The organism is Planococcus glaciei (assembly GCF_900099655.1).
GTDB classification, from domain to species: domain Bacteria; phylum Bacillota; class Bacilli; order Bacillales_A; family Planococcaceae; genus Planococcus; species Planococcus glaciei.
Window position 1 is genome coordinate 84,808 of record NZ_FNDC01000010.1, and the last position, 17,442, is coordinate 102,249.

Below are 17,442 nucleotides of genomic sequence, written 5' to 3' on the forward strand. Positions count from 1 at the left end.
GCAACGAAGGAGTTTAATCGTATGAAAACAAAACAAGTCCTCGTCCGTTACGGGGAATTATCCACCAAAGGGAAAAACCGCAGTTCGTTTATCGGGCGGCTTCGGGATAACGTCCGGCAGATGTTTGCCGATCTGAAAACGGTCCGCGTCAAAGCGGAACGGGACCGCATGTTTATTTTGGCGGACGATGAACGCGAAATGGAACAGGTGCTGGAGCGTTTGCCCAACGTCTTTGGCATTCAGTCGTTCAGCCCGGTCACTGAAGCTGAATTGAACTTTGAAGCGATGAAAAGAGCGGCAATTGCAGTGGTCAGCAAATTGGACCGCGACAACAAAAGTTTTAAAGTATCGGTCAAACGGCCGTTCAAAGAATTTTCACACGAAAAACCGGAAATCACTCAGGAAATTGGATCGCATGTGCTCCGCAGCTTTCCGGAACTTTCTGTTCAAATGAAGCACCCGGATATCGAGCTGAAAGTGGAAATCCGGGAAGAAGCGGCATATATGATGGCTGAAGTTATTGAAGGGGCTGGCGGCTTGCCAGTCGGCGCAGGAGGAAAAGCTTTGTTGATGCTATCCGGTGGAATTGACAGCCCGGTAGCAGGCTACCACATGCTGAAGCGGGGAGTTAGGCTGGAACTGATCCATTTTTTCAGTCCGCCGTATACAAATGACCGCGCAAAAGAAAAAGTTTACGATTTGGCTGAGAAGTTGAGCCAGTTCGGATCTTCCGTCACGCTGCACATCATTCCGTTTACAAAACTTCAGCAGGAAGTGCACAAGCAGGTGCCGGATAATATCACTATGACTTCCACGCGCAGAATGATGATGCGCGTAGCGGATTTGGTGCTTGCGGAGACCAAAAGCCAAGCCATCATTACAGGGGAGAGCTTAGGCCAAGTGGCCAGCCAAACACTGGAATCGCTGCACGCGATCAATGCGGTGACGAATACCCCGGTGCTCCGGCCGCTGATTGCGATTGACAAGCTGGACATTATTGAAACCGCCCAAAGAATCGGGACGTACGACATTTCCATCCGGCCATATGAAGATTGCTGCACCATTTTCACACCGGCCAATCCTAAGACCAAACCGAAGCTTGAAAAAGTCGAGTTCTACGAAAATTTTGTGTCGTTCGATGAATTGATTCAGGAAGCGGCAGACCAGCGGGAAACCATTAAGTTCCCGCGCGTCAAAGAAGCGAAGTTTGAAAATCTGCTATAAACATGAAAAATCAAAAAAGCTGGAGGCAAAAGTTTATTTGCCTCCAGCTTTTTGGCTTTTCCTTGAATAATAACTCTATTTACTGATGGTTTAGTAATGCATGTTTTAAAATTATTTTGAATAATGAAATTTGTCCGGTATAATGATAACGTATCATTCTTTATCACACGCCTAGGGGGAATACATAATGAACCGTGAAGAATTACTGGCACCTGAGAAGTACAACTTAGTTGAGGAAATTGAAAAGTATGCCACGGGTGATGGCAAACTGGCGATTATTTGGGAAAGCGATAAAGGAGAAGAGCAGCAAGTTACATATGAAGAATTGATTAAAAAAGCCAACAAAGCGGCGAACAGCTTTGAAAAAGCCGGATTGAAAAAAGGGGATATTGTCCTTGTGATGGTCCCGCGCTTGATTGAAGCGTACGTCGCATATATCGGAGCATTGAAAGCCGGGCTTGTTGTGATTCCAAGTTCCGAAATGCTGCGCGCAAAAGACATTTCGTACCGGCTGAACCACAGCAATGCAAAAGCAGTTATTGCCTATGAGCCGTTTATGGATCAGTTCAAGGAAGTGGAAGAAATGGCGCGGGTAACAAAATTCGTCATCGGCCACTCCGATCAATCCTGGATTTCTTTGCAAGAAGAAATGGAAGCGGCTTCAGACGTCTACGAAGCAGCCGACACAAAAAGCAGCGATATGGCGTTTTTGTCTTATACATCCGGAACGACCGGGAATCCGAAAGGCGCTGTGCATAGCCACGGATGGGCCTATGCACACTTGCGTACTTCTGCCGAGCATTGGCTCGGGGCAAAAGAAGGCGATTTGGTTTGGGCCACTGCGAGCCCAGGATGGCAAAAATGGATCTGGAGCCCGTTCCTGGCTACGTTAGGAAGCGGCGCAACCGGCTTTGTCTACAACGGCAAGTTTGATCCCGAAGTGTACCTGCAAATTTTAGAGCGCCGCAAGATCAATGTATTATGCTGTACGCCGACGGAATACCGCATCATGGCAAAACAGGAAAATCTGGCATCGTTCGATTTGCACGCCTTGCATAGTGCCGTATCTGCGGGAGAACCATTGAATGCAAAAGTGATCAATGTCTTTAAAGAGCACTTTAACCTGGAAGTCCGCGACGGTTATGGCCAGACTGAAAATACTTTGCTAGTAGGAGTTATGAAAGGAATGGACATCCGCATCGGTTCGATGGGCAAACCGACACCGGGTAACCGGGTGGAAATCATCGATGAGTTCGGAAATCCGGTCAACGCCGGCGAAGTTGGAGACATTGCGGTCCACGTCGATACGCCCGCCTTATTCAAAGGCTATTTCAAAGACGATGAACGGACAAAAATGCAGTTCCGCGGTGAGTATTACGTCACCGGAGACAAAGCGTCAAAAGACGATGACGGGTACTTCTGGTTTGAGGGAAGAGGCGATGACATCATCATTTCTTCCGGCTACACGATCGGGCCGTTCGAAGTGGAAGATGCGCTTGTGAAGCATCCGGCTGTCCAGGAATGCGCGGTCATCGGTGCACCGGACGAAATCCGCGGCACCATTGTGAAAGCTTTTGTCGTATTGGTTCCTGGCAATGAACCGAATGATGAGCTGGTGAAGAATTTGCAAAACCATGTAAAAGAGCTGACAGCTCCTTATAAATACCCAAGAGCGGTCGAGTTTGTGGAAGAGCTGCCAAAAACCGCTTCCGGAAAAATCCGGCGTGTTGAATTGCGCCAAAAAGAACAAGCTAAAAAATAAGAGCAGCCGGTGCAAACCGGCTGCTTTTTTCTGTTGTTTACATTAAAATTAGACGGGCATATAATAGGAATATTATTTCGAGTAACAAAATAAAGAAAGCAAGGTGAAAAAAGCGCGATGGCAGACGAGAAAAAAGGCATACTGTTTACGATTTTAACTTATACGATTTGGGGCTTCTTGCCGCTTTACTGGAAGCAAGTGGATCATGTACCAAGCGATGAAATTCTGACATCGCGCATTATTTGGGCATTTGTCCTGACAGTGATTTTCATCTTATTAATCGGCGGCGGCAAACAGCTGCTGGCCGATGTGAAAAGTTTGTGGCAGTCGAAGAAGACGTTCTTCAGTTTGATGTTGGCATCTTATTTAATAACGGCGAACTGGTTTTTATACATTTTTGCCGTGACAAATGACCGGATTGTTGAAACCAGCTTAGGGTATTACATCAACCCGCTAGTTTCCATGCTGCTGGGTGTGTTTTTCTTGAAAGAAAAATTGTCGAACGCCACTAAAGTTGCATTTGGCTTGGCGGCGGTCGGCGTATCGATTTTGACCATTTCTTACGGCACCTTCCCTTGGATGGCATTTGGAATGGCGTTCAGCTTTGCATTTTATGGCCTGATCAAAAAAACGATCAAGCTGGATGCACTGCGCGGCCTGGCACTGGAAACTTTGTTTGTCTTGCCGCTTGGGCTCATTTATTATGCCTATTTGTTTTCGAACGGGAGCGCTTCGTTTTTGCACGAAGGAGCAGCGACGGATATTCTGCTGATCATCAGTGGGGCAGCCACCGCCTTGCCACTCGTGTTGTTTGCGACAGGGGCACCGCTTATTCCCATGTACATGATCGGGTTTTTGCAATATATTGCACCGACTTTAATGCTCTTGCTTGGCGTATTGGTGTACGGCGAAGCTTTTGACCGGACCGATTTGATTTCGTTTTCATTCATTTGGGTGGCTCTTGCATTGTTTACAACTTCGAAAGTAATGGAGGCACGAAGTGTCAGAAGAGAAAAATTAAATGCACAGCATTAATTCGAATGAGTTAATGTGAAACATTTGAATTAGTTACCCGTATAATAAAGAGAGAAATAAAAGGAGGTCATGTAGTAGATGAATACGAAAAGATGGATCGCATTAATTGCGGCAGCGGCCATATTGGTTATTTCCCTGGTCATCAATTCGGCTTTTGCCATTTTCCAGAGTACACTCGGCACAAGCATGGATGAGTTTTTGGCAGTATCCGAAACAACTGTTTCCGAGCAAATCGTTGAAGACGGAGATTTTGACAAGCGCATTGCGGTGTTGAATGTTGAAGGGACCATCCAGGACACTGGGGAAGCTGCTTCGCTTTTAGGCGGGACCGGCTATAACCACGATTTGTTCATGGAGCAATTGGAACAAGTGAAAAATGATGATTCCATTAAAGCGGTTATGTTGAAAGTCAATTCGCCGGGCGGCGGAGTAGTGGAATCAGCGCAAATCTATGACAAAATCACCGAAATCCAAGAAGAAACCAAAAAACCTTTCTATGTATCGATGGGTGCTGTAGCTGCTTCCGGCGGTTATTACATTTCAGCTCCAGCGGATAAGATTTTCGTTAACCGTGAAACGATGACCGGTTCACTCGGCGTCATCATGCAGACGGTCAATTACGGGGAACTGGCTAAGAAATACGGCGTGGACTTTGTTACGATCAAATCGGGCCCATTCAAAGATATCGGAAGCCCGACGCGTGAAATGACGGCCGACGAACAAGCACTGCTTCAAGAGATGCTGGACGACTCGTATGAAGCGTTTGTAGATGTGATTGAAGAGGGCCGCGGCATGTCTGAAGAACAAGTCAAGAAAGTCGCAGACGGGCGCATCATGAACGGGCGCCAGGCAGTTGAAGCAAAACTGGCAGATGATTTCGGTTTTGAAGAAGATGTACTGACAGCTTTACGCACGGATTATGACTTGAAAGGTGCACAAGTCATCGAGTACGGAGCAGACCAAGGAATTGGATCGTTGTTCTCGATGAAACTAAGTTCGTTGTTCGGCAACGACATGGAATCGAAACTGATTGCGAAGCTTTTGACCGACAACAGCGCACCGCGAATGATGTATATGTACGGTGAACAATAAGGAGGGGCGATACCTATGACGAATCATTCCAATAATGAAACGCATGCAGCAACACCTATTCAAAACGATCGCCCTGAATTGCAAAACTATAATGAAGTGATGTTTTACGAACGCCAGCCGGCAGGATTCTGGGTACGGTTCTGGGCGTATTTGATCGACCTTCTGATCATTGCTTCGGTAACTTCCATTTTAGTCAAACCGATTTTCCTGTTGATCGGCGTGGATACAGCAGAAACGGTATGGTATGCGCCATATGCCATCATTTCAGCTGTGCTGTTCTATGCGTATTTTGTCCTGATGACGAAGTTCTTCGGGCAGACTGTCGGCAAAATGATTTTAGGGCTGCGGGTCGTTTCGTTGAAAGAAGACCATTTATCCTGGGGAACATTGTTGTTCCGTGAATGGATCGGCCGGTTCATTTCCGTGACGATCCTGCCGTTGTACTGGATTGTCGGCTTTACGAAGCTGAAACAAGGGGTACACGATTTTATCGCGGATACGACAGTCATTCATGAACAGACTTACCGTAAACAAATCGTCTTCGAGAAAAAGCGTTCGGAAGGGTCTGAGTTGCAAGAGGCTGAAACCTTCTAGTAAGATAAAGGTATTGGAAAGGGAGGCGTTATGTTTGGTACAAGTTACATTCAAGCAAAATCCGGTAACATTGCCCGGAAAAGAAGTACAAGTAGGAGAACAGGCACCGAATTTCACGGTCCTTGCAAATGATTTGAGCCCTGTATCTTTAGAGGATACAACTGGGAAAATTCGTTTGATCAGCGTCGTGCCTTCACTGGATACAGGAGTATGTTCACTTCAGTCAAAACGCTTTGACCAGGAAGCGGCTTCTCTTGGCGACAATGTGGAAGTGCTGACGGTTTCAGCTGATCTGCCATTCGCACAGAAGCGCTGGGCGGAAGAAAACGGCACACAAGGCATTACACTTCTGTCGGACCACCGCGACTTATCGTTTGGAGAAGCTTACGGTACAACCATGCAGGAACTGCGGCTGCTGGCACGCTCGATCTTTGTCATCGACGACAAAGACCAAGTGGCTTATGTGGAATACGTTCCAGAAGGCACCGACCACCCGAATTACGACAAAGCGATTGAAGCCGTAAAGGCCTTAACAAACTAATACTAGAAACCCACTCTTTCCGAGTGGGTTTCCTTATTGAGGACGGATTAGAATGAATTCAGAAATGGAAAAAGTATTTAATTTTATCGATGGGCATGCCTCCAAATTGCAAAAAGAGCAGGATCTGCCGTATTTGGAAAGCTTGCTGGAAACAACTGAGACTTGGTTGGACGGGCATATCGAGCCTGACGGCCAAGCCGGAAAAGAAGATGTCCGCAAAGCGATTCAGTTGGCAGTGTTAAAAGGCATGAAAGAACATGTCCAGCCCCACCATCAGATGACGCCGGATGCACTGGGCCTGCTGGTTGGCTATTTGGTGGAACTGTTTGTGAAAGAAAAGGAATTCACCTTGCTTGATCCAGCGCTTGGGACAGGGAATCTTCTGTTGACGGTTATGAATTACCTGGACGGCCGGATTACTGGAGCTGGAGTGGAAATTGATGATCTGTTGATCCGTTTGGCGGCATCAACTTCGGATTTGACAGAGCAGCCGGTAACGTTCTACCGGCAGGATGCGTTGCAGCCGCTATTGATCGATCCGGTCGATGCGGTCGTTGCTGATTTGCCGGTCGGATATTATCCGGATGAAGAAGTCGCCGGAACGTATGAGCTGAAAGCGGAAGAAGGCATGTCCTATGCGCATCATCTGTTTATCGAACAAGCGCTGAAACATACCGTAGACGGCGGCTATTTGTTCTTTGTTATTCCAAAAGCGCTGTTTGAATCGCCGCAAGCCAGCCAATTGCATACCTTCCTGAAGAAGACGGCATATATTCAGTCCGTCATGGAATTGCCGGAAAGCCTCTTTAAAAATTCGGCTTTTGCCAAAGGCATCCTGGTGCTGCAAAAGAAAAAAGAAGGCGTCAAAGCGCCGAAAGAAGTGCTGCTTGCCCGCGTACCAAATATGTCAAATGCCCAGTCAATGGCCAAATTCTTCTCGCAGGTTAGCCAGTGGTTTAAAGAAAATAAGCAGTAATTGGGACATTTTGTGTTATAATGGAAGTCATTAAAGCATCCGCAATTAATAGTCCAAACAGAAAAGAGGGATGGTCATGACTGAATCAAATGAAGCTCCGAAAAAAGTAAGCTTGCAGGAAGCGGTAAAACGCCAATTGGAAGCGAAGAAAAACCAGGCTGCGAACAACAAAGGCGGCAGCGGCATGTCAGCAGAAACAAAAAAGCTGAAAAGCCAGCAAACAAAAAAAGTAAGCAACACGCGCCGGAAAATGGGCGTCTAATTTCGGACCCGACATCTACATGTCGGGTTTTTTATTTTGGGAAGATGCTTATGAGCGGTGATGCAAGTTCTATGATCACTTAACGAGGCTCTATGAGCGGTTATGAAGATTCTATGATCACTTAACAAGGTTCTATGAGCAGTTGTGAGGATTCTATGATCACTTAACGAGGTTCTATGAGCAGTTATGAGGATTCTATGATCACTTAATCAAAAATAAGGCTATATTCCGAACTAAGGCATAATGTGCAGGGAATAAACGGGCTGTTGAAGAACAAGTTCTCTACCACTTTAAAAAGGAGCCTGTCTATGGAAAACTGGAAACAAACCATAATCGCAACCCAGCGCGGAAACTTTGAAGTATTTCAAAAAGGGGAAGGGCCGCCGCTTTGTGTCACGCATCATTATTCCGTATTCAACGAGACAGGAGATTATTACGCGGAAGCTTTTACAAAAAACCATGCCGTCTACTTGGTCAATTTGCGGGAAGCCGGACAGTCGGAGAAATTTGGTGAGCCTTATCAATTAAGCATGCTGGAGACAATTTTTGATTTGGAAGCAATCCGGGAAGAACTGCGATTTGTAAAATGGGGTTTTGCAGGACATTCAACCGGAGGCATGCTCGGTATTCTTTACGGCATGTATTTTTCGGAAAGCTTGAGCTATTTGATTTTAACCGGAGCGGCAGCAAGAGAATATGCGACGTTTTCGAAAGAGTGCATCTATAATCCGGAACATCCGAAGTTTGAACGGATGCAGAACTTGATTGAGCAGTTAAAGCAGGAAGGTATTCCAGTTGGAAAGCGCAAGCAATTGGGGGAAGAGCGGACCAAATTATCGCTGTTCCGGCCTGAAAAATACAACGAATACTTTCACGGGAATATCACAAAATCCATGTCTGCCGCACGGATGGATTTTTTTAACCGGGAATTGCCGATTTATGACGTGACCCGCAAACTCCATCTAATTAAAGCACCAGTATTGATTCTCTGCGGAAGACACGATGTCCAGTGCCCGCTTATATACTCCATCGAAATGAAAGAGCACATTCCAGGTGCCCACTTAGTGGTTTTTGAAGAAAGCAACCATTATCCGTTCCTGGAAGAAGCTGAGCTTTTTGATAAGGAACTGATGAAATTTTTAAGCATGATGCGTTCGACAGCTATATAAAAAATGCAGTATGATGGAAATCAATAGATTAAAAGGGGAAATGGAACATGACCACAATCGGATTTGTAAGACACGGCATCACGGATTGGAACATCCAGCGCATCGCACAAGGCAGTTCGGATATTCCATTGAACGAAACTGGGAGAGAACAAGCGCGTGCCATCGCCGGACGCCTGGCACAAGAAGAACCATGGGATGTCATCATCAGCAGTGATTTGATCCGTGCAAGGGAAACAGCTGAGACGATCGCAGTGGAACTGGGAATGCCGATTGATGAAATCGATCCGCGCATCCGTGAACTGTCCGGCGGTTTGATTGAAGGTACAACGGAAGCGGATCGTATCGAGAGATGGGGACCAGATTGGCGCGAGCAGGATCTGCAAAGAGAGCCTTTGTCAGCTGGCATCAAAAGAAGCGCTGAAGCGATACAAGAAGCGATGGAAAAGTATCCGGGCAAGCGCATTTTAATGGTCAGCCACGGCGGACTGATTGGATTGGCGCTAAAGAACTTGCTGCCGGACCGGTTTGAGAAAATTGTATTAAACAATACCTCTATCACCATTTTAGAAAACGTAGAAAGCAAATGGGAGTGCACCCTGTACAATTGCACAAAGCATTTGCCTGAAGTTGTGGAAGAGCAAATTGTAGGAAAAACGAAATGAATACAGAAAAAGAGACGCCTTCCGTTAAGGCGTCTCTTTTTTATAGAAATCTTTTGTCGAAATGTTTGTTCAATTAACACCCTTTTACTTTATAATGAAAATACGATTAACCGAACTGCCACTGAATCGATGTTCAGGGAGAGGGAAGCGGGATGGAAAACAGCTATGAAACAATGGAACAACTCGAAGTTCTCCAGAAAAGCTTGAAAGCCGATTGTGGGAATTGTGCGGCGCTTTGCTGTGTCGGCTTGTCTTTTATGGCGTCAGCAGATTTTGCTTTTGATAAAGCGGCAGGTATGCCGTGTCCGAACCTGCAATCCGATTTCCGCTGCGGCATCCACGAAGACCTCCGGCGAAGCGGTTTTAAAGGGTGTACGGTCTTTGACTGCTACGGTTCTGGGCAAAAAGTGGTGCAAGTGACATTTCAAGGAAAAGACTGGCGGAACGATGCCGATACGGCTAAAGAGATGTTTGCTGTGTTCCCAATAATGACGCAGCTGCACGAGATGATGTGGTATTTGGCTGATGCGATGAAACAGGAAGCTGCGCCGCTTCTGCAAAAAGAGCTGGCTGACTTATTAAGAAAAACAGAACAATTGACCATATTGGAGCCGGAAAAACTGGAAATATTGGATGTAACTGCTCACCGTGCACAAGTGAATGAATTGTTGGTGAAAGTGAGTGAAGCAGTCAGAAGCGATGCAATAAAACGGCATAAAGGGCGAAAAAGCAAAGCACTGAACCGCCGAAACGCCGACTTGATGGGGGCGGATTTAAAAGGGGCTGACTTGAAAGGCGTTGATTTTAGAGGCGCTTATTTCATTGCTGCGAATCTGCGCCAAACCGATATGCGGACAACAGACGTGATTGGTGCAGATTTCCGTGATGCGGACATCAGCGGCGCCGATTTATCGACGAGCCTTTATTTGACGCAAGTCCAGGTCAATGCTGCAATTGGCGACTGCCTTACAAAGTTGCCGAGTGGCATTGCCCGTCCGGCTTATTGGGCGAAGAAGCCAAGAATTTTCTAATCTAATTAGTGAAAGCAGGAGAGTTTATGTTGCCACAGGAAAATGCAGTCCAGAAGATTTGCAGCAGTTTAAAAAAAGATCCCTTGGTCCTGGCGATTTACTTAAAAGGATCGATGGGCAGAAACGAGCATGATGAGCATTCAGATGTTGATTTGTACTGCCTTGTCGATGAAGAAAACGAAAAAAGCTTTTTGGAAAACCGCGTGCACCATTTGCAGGCATACCGGCCGATACTCTTTCAAGATGATATTTTCATTATCGCGCCTCAAATCATTGCGGTGTTTGATGATCTTTTGCATATCGATTTGTTTACCGTAACGCCGGAGAAATTTACGGAGAAAGATTATTTTAAGGTATTGTACGATCCGGAAGGTTTGATGGATAAATTTAAGGATACCCAAAGCCTGGAACTGACGGAAACTGAATACCGCGACGACGTCATGGATGTAGCCTGGTTCTTGTTTCAATATAAAAAAGCCGCAGCCCGAGGAAACGATATTTGGTCGGTGAAAATGCTGTCGTATATTATGGACCATTTGGCAAGGGTGCTGCTTTATAAATACGCCCCGCACCGGGCACGTTTAGGATTAAAGACGTTAAGTGTTTCATTGCCAGAGACGGTGTTAGGAAAAGTGGAAGACATTTTTAAATGCATGACAGCAACTTCCCATTCAGAGGCAGCTGCACAAATCGGCAGCTTGGTGGAAGAAGAAATGGAATGGATGCTTGAAAGGGTTGACCAGTCCGAGCAGATCGAACCATTGCTCGGGAAAATGGTGGAGCTTCATGCGAGAGTAGAAGCCAATAAAGGCTCCTGACAGCAGAAAATGTTTGAGTTTACAATATAGTTATTATGAGGAACCGGGAAGTGGCATCATGCAGATTAAATTGGAAAAATTGCAAGTGGCTGATTCTGAAGCATTACGTCAATTCGAAATGAAAAACCGAAGCTTCTTTGAGAAAACAGTTCCTGGCCGAGGGGACGCTTACTATAAGCAGGAAGTGTTTGAACAACTTCATCTGAATTTACTAACTGAACAAGGTACTGGGGATGCAGTTTTTTATTTAATGAAGAACGAAGAGGGTTCTATTGTTGGGCGCCTCAATTTAATTGATATGGATAAGACCAATGAAACGGGCCATATTGGATACCGGGTGGGGCAGAATTACATAGGCCAAGGGATTGCCAGCCAGGCTGTACAGCTATTGCTTGAAGCTGCGCCGGATTTAAACATTCGGCAGATCCAAGCCAAGACTACCGAAACGAACCTAGCGTCCCAGAAAGTATTGGAAAAAAGCGGTTTTAGCCAAGTGGAAGAAATGGATGAGGAAATCGATTTCAACGGTGAGCAAGTGAAGTTTGTGCACTATATTTGGGAAGGATGAAATCTACATACAAAAAATCAGTTCAGCTTAAAAGCCGAACTGATTTTTCATTTTGCAGCAATTTAAGTTGATCAAATGACTTCAAACAGTTCCATATGGATATCTACAAAATACGATTCCAAAAGCTGCTCCAGCTTGCCGTCCAAAGCATAGTATTCTTCGTCGGCTTTTTCAACCACTTCATAAAACGCTTCTTCTTCAATTTCTTCATTTTCAAGAGCAGTAAACAGATGCCACAGCTGTTCACCGTATGTCTTCTCGATTTGGGCGTATTCCGATGCACCGATTTTTTCCAAGGCAGCGGTTAACTCGCTCGAGTAATGGGCAATTCCAACTTCCCGAATGTAATCCTGGGCCCAGTTGAGCAAGATTTCATGGCCGCCGCTTTCGATTTCGGAATAGTACTGGAAAACCAAATTGCATTCGTTCAGCAAAGCCTCTTCAGCAGGGAAGTCGCGGCTGGTAATTTCCAATATGACGGCGTTCCAAATATCCGACCGATCTTTTAATTCACTTTTCTTTATTTGCTTTTTCAAGGGATTGCTCCTTTCAATCTATAATTTCAGTGCAATCTTTTGCTTTCCACGCTTTAGTGCGGAAACCCTCTTTATTGGCCAGACGCATAGCAGTCCAGGTTCGGCCGCACCCACAGCTTGCTAAAATCGACATACCCGAAATGGGACAATTTGATGTTCATCAATTCCGATGAAAACGGGATCTGGCGCTTGGCATAATAGAGCGGAATCAATATAGAAGATTCCACCAGGGATTTTTCAATTTGCCGATTCAGCATTGTCCATTCTTCAAAAGGAGTATGCCGATATTGCTCGAGCAATTGCGTTAGCTCCGGATCACGATCGATCAAGGTGGCAAACGGGGATAAGCCGTTGGCCAGGAAATAAAAGAAAGAAAAATCCTGGTTCATCTCGAATACCTCGCCGTGGATGTAGAGATCCGCTTGCTGGTCTTTGCCGTTATCCACCAGGTATTCGTGAAACGGCAGAACGCGAACCTCTGCCGGTATTCCTTCCTGCTCGAATATCGCCTGGAGCCAGTCCGATACGTTTTTCAGGTAACTGGTGGTTTTGATGATCAAAGGTTCTTTAAACAGCGGACGTTCGGCAGTCGCAAAACGGTATTGCTGGTTCTGCCCGATCAGCATGCCTTCCTCATTCGGCAGAATGCGGGAATCTGCTTCGCTGATGGAGTAGCGGTGCTTCCGGATGATGGCGTGAAGGTAATCACGGACTTCCTGGCGGCGGATCGCCGAATCACGGAAGGCATTCATGACGATGATCCCGACCCCTGAATCGCTTTCCACCAGGAAGGTTTCTTCCGCTTCTTTTGGCTGGGACGTCCGGTAAGCAAAATCAAAGTCTTCCGGAACCTGCACAAATTCGATGGCGTCAAGAAGCGGGCGCTCGCCGAAATAATCCTTGAATGCTACCAGAACGGTTTTTAGTTCATGGCTGTTGTCGAGGCAAAAGCTTCCGGTTCCGTATAGCTGTCCTTGGCTTTCTTTGAAGATGCTCGAGTTGATCATGCCGAGCATCTGCAGACAGTAACTGCAGCCATCCGGAAAATCGAAGTCGATGACAAGCGGAGCAGGCACCGTGATTCTTTTGACGGGCTGCCACAATTCCCGGGAATTTTCATGAGAACGGATGCGGTTTAGGCATTCGGCAACATCTTCGGCGGTCAGTAAAGAACCGTCGTGGAACCGGATGCCTTTTTTCAAATACAGGCGAAGCTTTGTCGGAGAAAGGTCCCAGCTATGTGCAATTTCAGGCAAAACCTTCCCTTTGCTGTCGACCGACACGAGGCGGTTGAAAACCGTAGCGACAAAATTGGCGCTATGGACATCTGCCGTCTCCAAAGGGTTCATCGTCATGAGCTGATGCCGCCGCGGGATGATCAATTTGTCCACATCCCCCTGGTTTTGGGTATAGCCGAATTTATTGCGGAACCGTTCAATCAAGCGCAGTTTCACTTCTTCGGACCAGTCATACAGTAAATACTTGCTGCTGGTTTCCACCGGTTCCCGGTCAATAATGTCCATCAGCTGCTCCTCAAACAGCCGCTCCACGTCTTTTAGCCAGTGCAGCTCGGAAGCATTGCCTCGCCCGCGTCCGGCTGTATAAGTGAACCAGCCTTCCTGTGCCCAATTCCGGATGTAGCGGGAAGCTTGTTTGGCGCTGACATCCAGCAATTTCACAAGTTTATCTTTTTTTATTTTCCCTGATGGCACGGCATGCCAGAGCACCAGTAAATTATTATCCATGATTGGTTCCTCCATAAAAGGGGACATATCTTTTGAAAATGTCCATTTTTCAATCTATTCGTCTAGTTTAATATACATAAGACAAAGGAGGTTGACAATATGAGCTGGAAAGACTATCCGCAAAATATCAAAGTCCGGCTGATTACCTCGTTTTTTAACCGGGCTGTAGGTTCCGCTGTCATGCCGTTTATGGCTTTGTTCTTTGCAATGGAAATGGGCAAAGTATGGGCAGGATTGTTTTTAGTAGGAACCGTCATCATCAGTTTTTTCATCAATTTAATCGGCGGCTATATTTCAGACCGCTTTCCGCGAAAAGGGGTTGTCGTCGGAACCTCGGCAATCAGCGCAGTGGCGTTTGCAAGCATGACCATCAGTTTGGTGCCGGCAGACAATTTAATTTGGCTGTTTGCAGCATCGTATATCGGATTCATCATCTCAAGCAGTTTGGGAAGGCCGGCAATGCACGCCCTCATCATCGACTCCACCACACCGGAAAACCGGAAAGCGGTATATACGATCGAATACTGGCTGACGAATTTGTCGATGGCCATCGGTGCGGCGCTCGGCGGTTTGTTATACGTCAACCACCAGATTGAATTATTTGTGCTGCTGAGTGTGACATCTATCAGCTTGCCGATTGCTTATCAGATTTGGCTGATCGATGAGCAGACAAGCGTGTTGAAAAAGCAGCATCAAAACGTACTGATTGATGTATTCCAAAACTACAAAGTGGCTTTTCAAGATTTGCCTTTTGTCAAAGTGGTCGTCGGGTCGATGTTTATTTTTGCAGCTGAATTTTCCCTGAACAGCTATATCGGAGTCCGGCTTGCCGAAACATTTGAAACGGTGAGTTTAGGGAACTTTGACATTGCGGGCGTCCGGATGCTGAGTTTGCTCAATATCCAGAACATGCTGTTTGTCGTTTTCTTCACGTTCCTGGTCAGCAGGATCACAGACCGTTTCACCAAACAAAAAGTGCTGCTCACCGGGCTGATTGTTTACAGCATCGGCTATATCATCGTCACCTCGGCGGATAGCTGGTACATGTTGATTCTCTTTAATATGATTGCGACGCTCGGAGAATTGATTTACTCGCCGGTCCGGAATGCCGAACAGGCCAATATGATTCCGGCCGATAAGCGCGGTTCTTATTCCGCCTTTTCGAATATTTCATTCAGCGGAGCAGATTTGATTGCACGTTCCACAATTATCATTGGTGCTTATCTTGTCCCGACGATGATGTCTGTGTACATTGGGGTCATTTTAATGATGGGTACGTTCCTTGTGTACACTGGTTTATTTGTAAGAGGGGCATCTTCAAAAAACGCAGAAACGACCGAGGCGGTTCTGTAAGCTTCCTTCACTTATGTTGCTGACATAGGTGAAGTTTTTTATTGTAGGTTAATTTCACAAAACATTCTAATTGTTCTATCTGTATTTGGGAATTTTAGGTATAATTAAGGATAGAGAGAATGATTGGGGGAACTGACTATGGCAATCAAAGTGGAGTTAAGCAGATTCAAAGTAAAAGCCGGAAAGTCTGAAAAAGTGGACGAATGGATGGCCTTTTTGAATGAACACATGGAAGAAGTGTTGTTGACCTTGAACGATGAAAAAATGTATGTCGAAACGATATTCAGAGAAGTACAGGAAGACAGCGAATTTCTCTACTGGTATTCCGTCCAGGGAGAAGGCGGAAGCGAAGTCACAGACTCCCATCATGAAATCGACAAAAAGCACTTGGCATTTTGGGAAGCGTGCATCGATGAAGAATACCTGCCGGTGGATTTAAAGACAGAAGCTGTGATGATCCAGGAAAGCATTCAAGCGGAAATGAAACGGGGATGACCTTGCCGATGGAGACAGACATTCATATACGAAAAGCAGTGCCAGCGGATGCAGAGAGGCTGGTTGAATTGATAAAAGAAGTAGAAGATTCGGGATTGATGCTTTTTGAACCGGGAGAAAGAAAAACCAAGCCCCAGCAATTGAAAAAGAGGCTCGAAGGAATGGATGAGCACTCGGTTATCCTTACAGCGGAAGAAGGAAGATCTTTGCAAGGATATCTTTTTGCCATCGGAGATGCGCTGATGAGGAAGCGGCATACTGTGTACGTAGCTATCGGCATACGGGAGGAGCAGCGGGGAAAAGGAATCGGGACGCAGCTTTTCAAAATGCTGGAACTATGGGCAAGAGAAAAAAACCTTCGCCGAATCGAGCTTACGGTGATTGAACATAATGAGTCGGCAGTTGCACTCTATCAAAAGATGGGGTTTGAAATCGAAGGCATTAAACAGGATTCCCTGTACATAAAAGGTGAATATGTCAATGAGTATTATATGGCCAGAATATTGAGCGAATAAGGTTTAGAAGGAGCAGCTATGAAATTCATCTTACTATTCGGACCGCAAGCAGCGGGGAAAATGACGATAGGGCAAGAACTCGAAAAATCAACCGGCTTTAAGTTGTTCCACAACCATATGACCATTGAATTGCTGCATCCCTTTTTTGGCTTCAGCAAAGAAATGTTCCGGTTGTCGGATCTGATCCGTACGGAGATGTTCAAAACATTAGCAGTCAGCGAAGCAAAGGGAATCGTATTTACATATGTATGGGCGTTCAACATGAAAGAGGACTGGGACTTTGTTCAACGGGTTTGTGAAATTTTTGAGTCTGCGGGTAATGAAGTCTATTTTGTCGAATTGGAAGCGGAGTTGGAAACACGGGTCGAGCGCAATAAAGAAGCTAGCCGGCTTGAACAAAAGCCGACTAAGCGGAACGTTGCAGAATCGGAACGCGAATTGAGGGCATCGATGGAGACGCTTCGCCTGAATTCAGTCGAGGGAGAAATTGAACGGGAAAATTATATTCGGATAGACAACACGGATTTGAAACCGGATGAAGTGGCGAAATTGATTCGGGAGAGATTTGGTTTTTGAGCGGAACGATGACAAATGAGTAAGGAGATTCCCATGAAAAGAATAGATGTCGTATATGTTATGCTCCGGGATGACAGCGGAGAAAAATTGTTAATGGTTAAAAACTACGGAGACAACGGATCTTACTATACGCTTCCAGGCGGTGCAGTTGAAGCGGGAGAAACTTTGCAGGAAGCAGCCATTCGTGAAGCGAAAGAAGAAACCGGGCTCGATGTCTCAATCGGCGGCCTTTTTTCGGTCAGTGAAGATTTCTTCGACGAAAGAGGGCACCATGCCGTGTTCTTCATTTTCGAAGGACAGGTTCTTGGCGGAGAAATCACGATTGCTTTTCCGGAAGAAATCGAAGAAGTAAAATGGATGCCGATCCAAGAAGCGGTCCACTATTTATATATTCCAGAGAAAGCCGAAGAACAGGTTAGGGCCAACCGTTCAGTTCCATATATATTAAGAGGGCAAGTCATCCAGAAGCGTTAACTACTGATAAAAGA

At 46.0% G+C, this 17,442-nt stretch carries 20 protein-coding genes; 18 read left to right on the top strand and 2 right to left on the bottom strand.

Translation table 11 applies throughout. The annotated features are described in order from the left end of the window. The first annotated feature begins 21 nt into the window (after nucleotides 1-21). The 13 genes from thiI to BLQ32_RS12845 all read left to right on the top strand — a co-directional run bounded on the left by thiI (nucleotide 22) and on the right by BLQ32_RS12845 (nucleotide 11,734). Complete coding sequence (thiI, locus tag BLQ32_RS12785; protein ID WP_074510605.1) at nucleotides 22-1,224, top strand: tRNA uracil 4-sulfurtransferase ThiI; 1,203 nt, start codon at nucleotides 22-24, stop codon at nucleotides 1,222-1,224. A gap of 187 nt (nucleotides 1,225-1,411) precedes the next feature. After that, nucleotides 1,412-2,986, top strand: a complete 1,575-nt coding sequence (gene mbcS / locus BLQ32_RS12790; RefSeq protein ID WP_074510606.1) for an acyl-CoA synthetase MbcS — start codon at nucleotides 1,412-1,414, stop codon at nucleotides 2,984-2,986. A gap of 117 nt (nucleotides 2,987-3,103) precedes the next feature. Next, nucleotides 3,104-4,021 carry an EamA family transporter RarD gene (rarD, locus tag BLQ32_RS12795; protein WP_036804864.1) on the top strand — a complete coding sequence of 306 codons (918 nt, stop codon included), beginning with the start codon at nucleotides 3,104-3,106 and terminating at the stop codon, nucleotides 4,019-4,021. A gap of 78 nt (nucleotides 4,022-4,099) precedes the next feature. Further along, nucleotides 4,100-5,113: a signal peptide peptidase SppA gene (sppA, locus tag BLQ32_RS12800; protein ID WP_074510607.1), complete on the top strand. Its 1,014-nt coding sequence runs from the start codon at nucleotides 4,100-4,102 to the stop codon at nucleotides 5,111-5,113. A gap of 15 nt (nucleotides 5,114-5,128) precedes the next feature. After that, on the top strand, nucleotides 5,129-5,707 hold the full coding sequence (locus tag BLQ32_RS12805) for an RDD family protein (RefSeq protein WP_074510608.1): 579 nt from the start codon (nucleotides 5,129-5,131) through the stop codon (nucleotides 5,705-5,707). Nucleotides 5,708-5,741: 34 nt separating this feature from the next. Beyond that, entirely contained in the window at nucleotides 5,742-6,248 is a 507-nt protein-coding gene (gene tpx / locus BLQ32_RS12810; RefSeq protein ID WP_074510609.1) for a thiol peroxidase, read from the top strand. A 52-nt stretch (nucleotides 6,249-6,300) separates the two neighbouring features. Next, a complete protein-coding gene (locus tag BLQ32_RS12815) occupies nucleotides 6,301-7,224 on the top strand; it encodes a class I SAM-dependent methyltransferase (RefSeq protein ID WP_053165418.1) in 924 nt (307 codons plus the stop codon). Between the two features lie 76 nt (nucleotides 7,225-7,300). Beyond that, nucleotides 7,301-7,486: a hypothetical protein gene (locus BLQ32_RS12820; protein ID WP_036804854.1), complete on the top strand. Its 186-nt coding sequence runs from the start codon at nucleotides 7,301-7,303 to the stop codon at nucleotides 7,484-7,486. A 308-nt stretch (nucleotides 7,487-7,794) separates the two neighbouring features. After that, entirely contained in the window at nucleotides 7,795-8,655 is an 861-nt protein-coding gene (locus BLQ32_RS12825) for an alpha/beta fold hydrolase (RefSeq protein ID WP_074510610.1), read from the top strand. 47 nt (nucleotides 8,656-8,702) lie between these two features. Then, nucleotides 8,703-9,317, top strand: a complete 615-nt coding sequence (locus BLQ32_RS12830) for a histidine phosphatase family protein (protein WP_074510611.1) — start codon at nucleotides 8,703-8,705, stop codon at nucleotides 9,315-9,317. 152 nt (nucleotides 9,318-9,469) lie between these two features. Continuing rightward, entirely contained in the window at nucleotides 9,470-10,348 is an 879-nt protein-coding gene (locus tag BLQ32_RS12835) for a pentapeptide repeat-containing protein (RefSeq protein ID WP_074510612.1), read from the top strand. Between the two features lie 26 nt (nucleotides 10,349-10,374). Beyond that, nucleotides 10,375-11,166 carry a nucleotidyltransferase domain-containing protein gene (locus BLQ32_RS12840; protein ID WP_074510613.1) on the top strand — a complete coding sequence of 264 codons (792 nt, stop codon included), beginning with the start codon at nucleotides 10,375-10,377 and terminating at the stop codon, nucleotides 11,164-11,166. A 58-nt stretch (nucleotides 11,167-11,224) separates the two neighbouring features. Next, nucleotides 11,225-11,734, top strand: coding sequence for a GNAT family N-acetyltransferase (locus BLQ32_RS12845; RefSeq protein WP_053165422.1), 510 nt, complete (start codon nucleotides 11,225-11,227; stop codon nucleotides 11,732-11,734). Nucleotides 11,735-11,805: 71 nt separating this feature from the next. Here the strand turns inward: BLQ32_RS12845 and BLQ32_RS12850 are convergent, their stop codons facing one another. Then, nucleotides 11,806-12,270 (bottom strand): DMP19 family protein, encoded by a 465-nt coding sequence (locus BLQ32_RS12850; protein WP_074510614.1) that lies wholly within the window; start codon nucleotides 12,268-12,270, stop codon nucleotides 11,806-11,808. A gap of 71 nt (nucleotides 12,271-12,341) precedes the next feature. Then, entirely contained in the window at nucleotides 12,342-14,015 is a 1,674-nt protein-coding gene (locus tag BLQ32_RS12855) for an ABC transporter substrate-binding protein (RefSeq protein ID WP_074510615.1), read from the bottom strand. Nucleotides 14,016-14,114: 99 nt separating this feature from the next. Here BLQ32_RS12855 and BLQ32_RS12860 point away from each other — a divergent pair, with 99 nt between their 5' ends. From BLQ32_RS12860 to BLQ32_RS12880, 5 genes are all read left to right on the top strand, one after another. Then, entirely contained in the window at nucleotides 14,115-15,368 is a 1,254-nt protein-coding gene (locus BLQ32_RS12860; RefSeq protein WP_053165425.1) for an MDR family MFS transporter, read from the top strand. Between the two features lie 144 nt (nucleotides 15,369-15,512). Then, nucleotides 15,513-15,863, top strand: coding sequence for a DUF6176 family protein (locus BLQ32_RS12865; protein ID WP_074510662.1), 351 nt, complete (start codon nucleotides 15,513-15,515; stop codon nucleotides 15,861-15,863). A gap of 8 nt (nucleotides 15,864-15,871) precedes the next feature. After that, nucleotides 15,872-16,378, top strand: a complete 507-nt coding sequence (locus BLQ32_RS12870; protein ID WP_139150546.1) for a GNAT family N-acetyltransferase — start codon at nucleotides 15,872-15,874, stop codon at nucleotides 16,376-16,378. A gap of 18 nt (nucleotides 16,379-16,396) precedes the next feature. Next, nucleotides 16,397-16,954 carry an AAA family ATPase gene (locus tag BLQ32_RS12875; protein WP_036804842.1) on the top strand — a complete coding sequence of 186 codons (558 nt, stop codon included), beginning with the start codon at nucleotides 16,397-16,399 and terminating at the stop codon, nucleotides 16,952-16,954. Between the two features lie 33 nt (nucleotides 16,955-16,987). Beyond that, on the top strand, nucleotides 16,988-17,428 hold the full coding sequence (locus BLQ32_RS12880) for an NUDIX hydrolase (RefSeq protein WP_074510616.1): 441 nt from the start codon (nucleotides 16,988-16,990) through the stop codon (nucleotides 17,426-17,428). Nucleotides 17,429-17,442 lie beyond the last annotated feature (14 nt).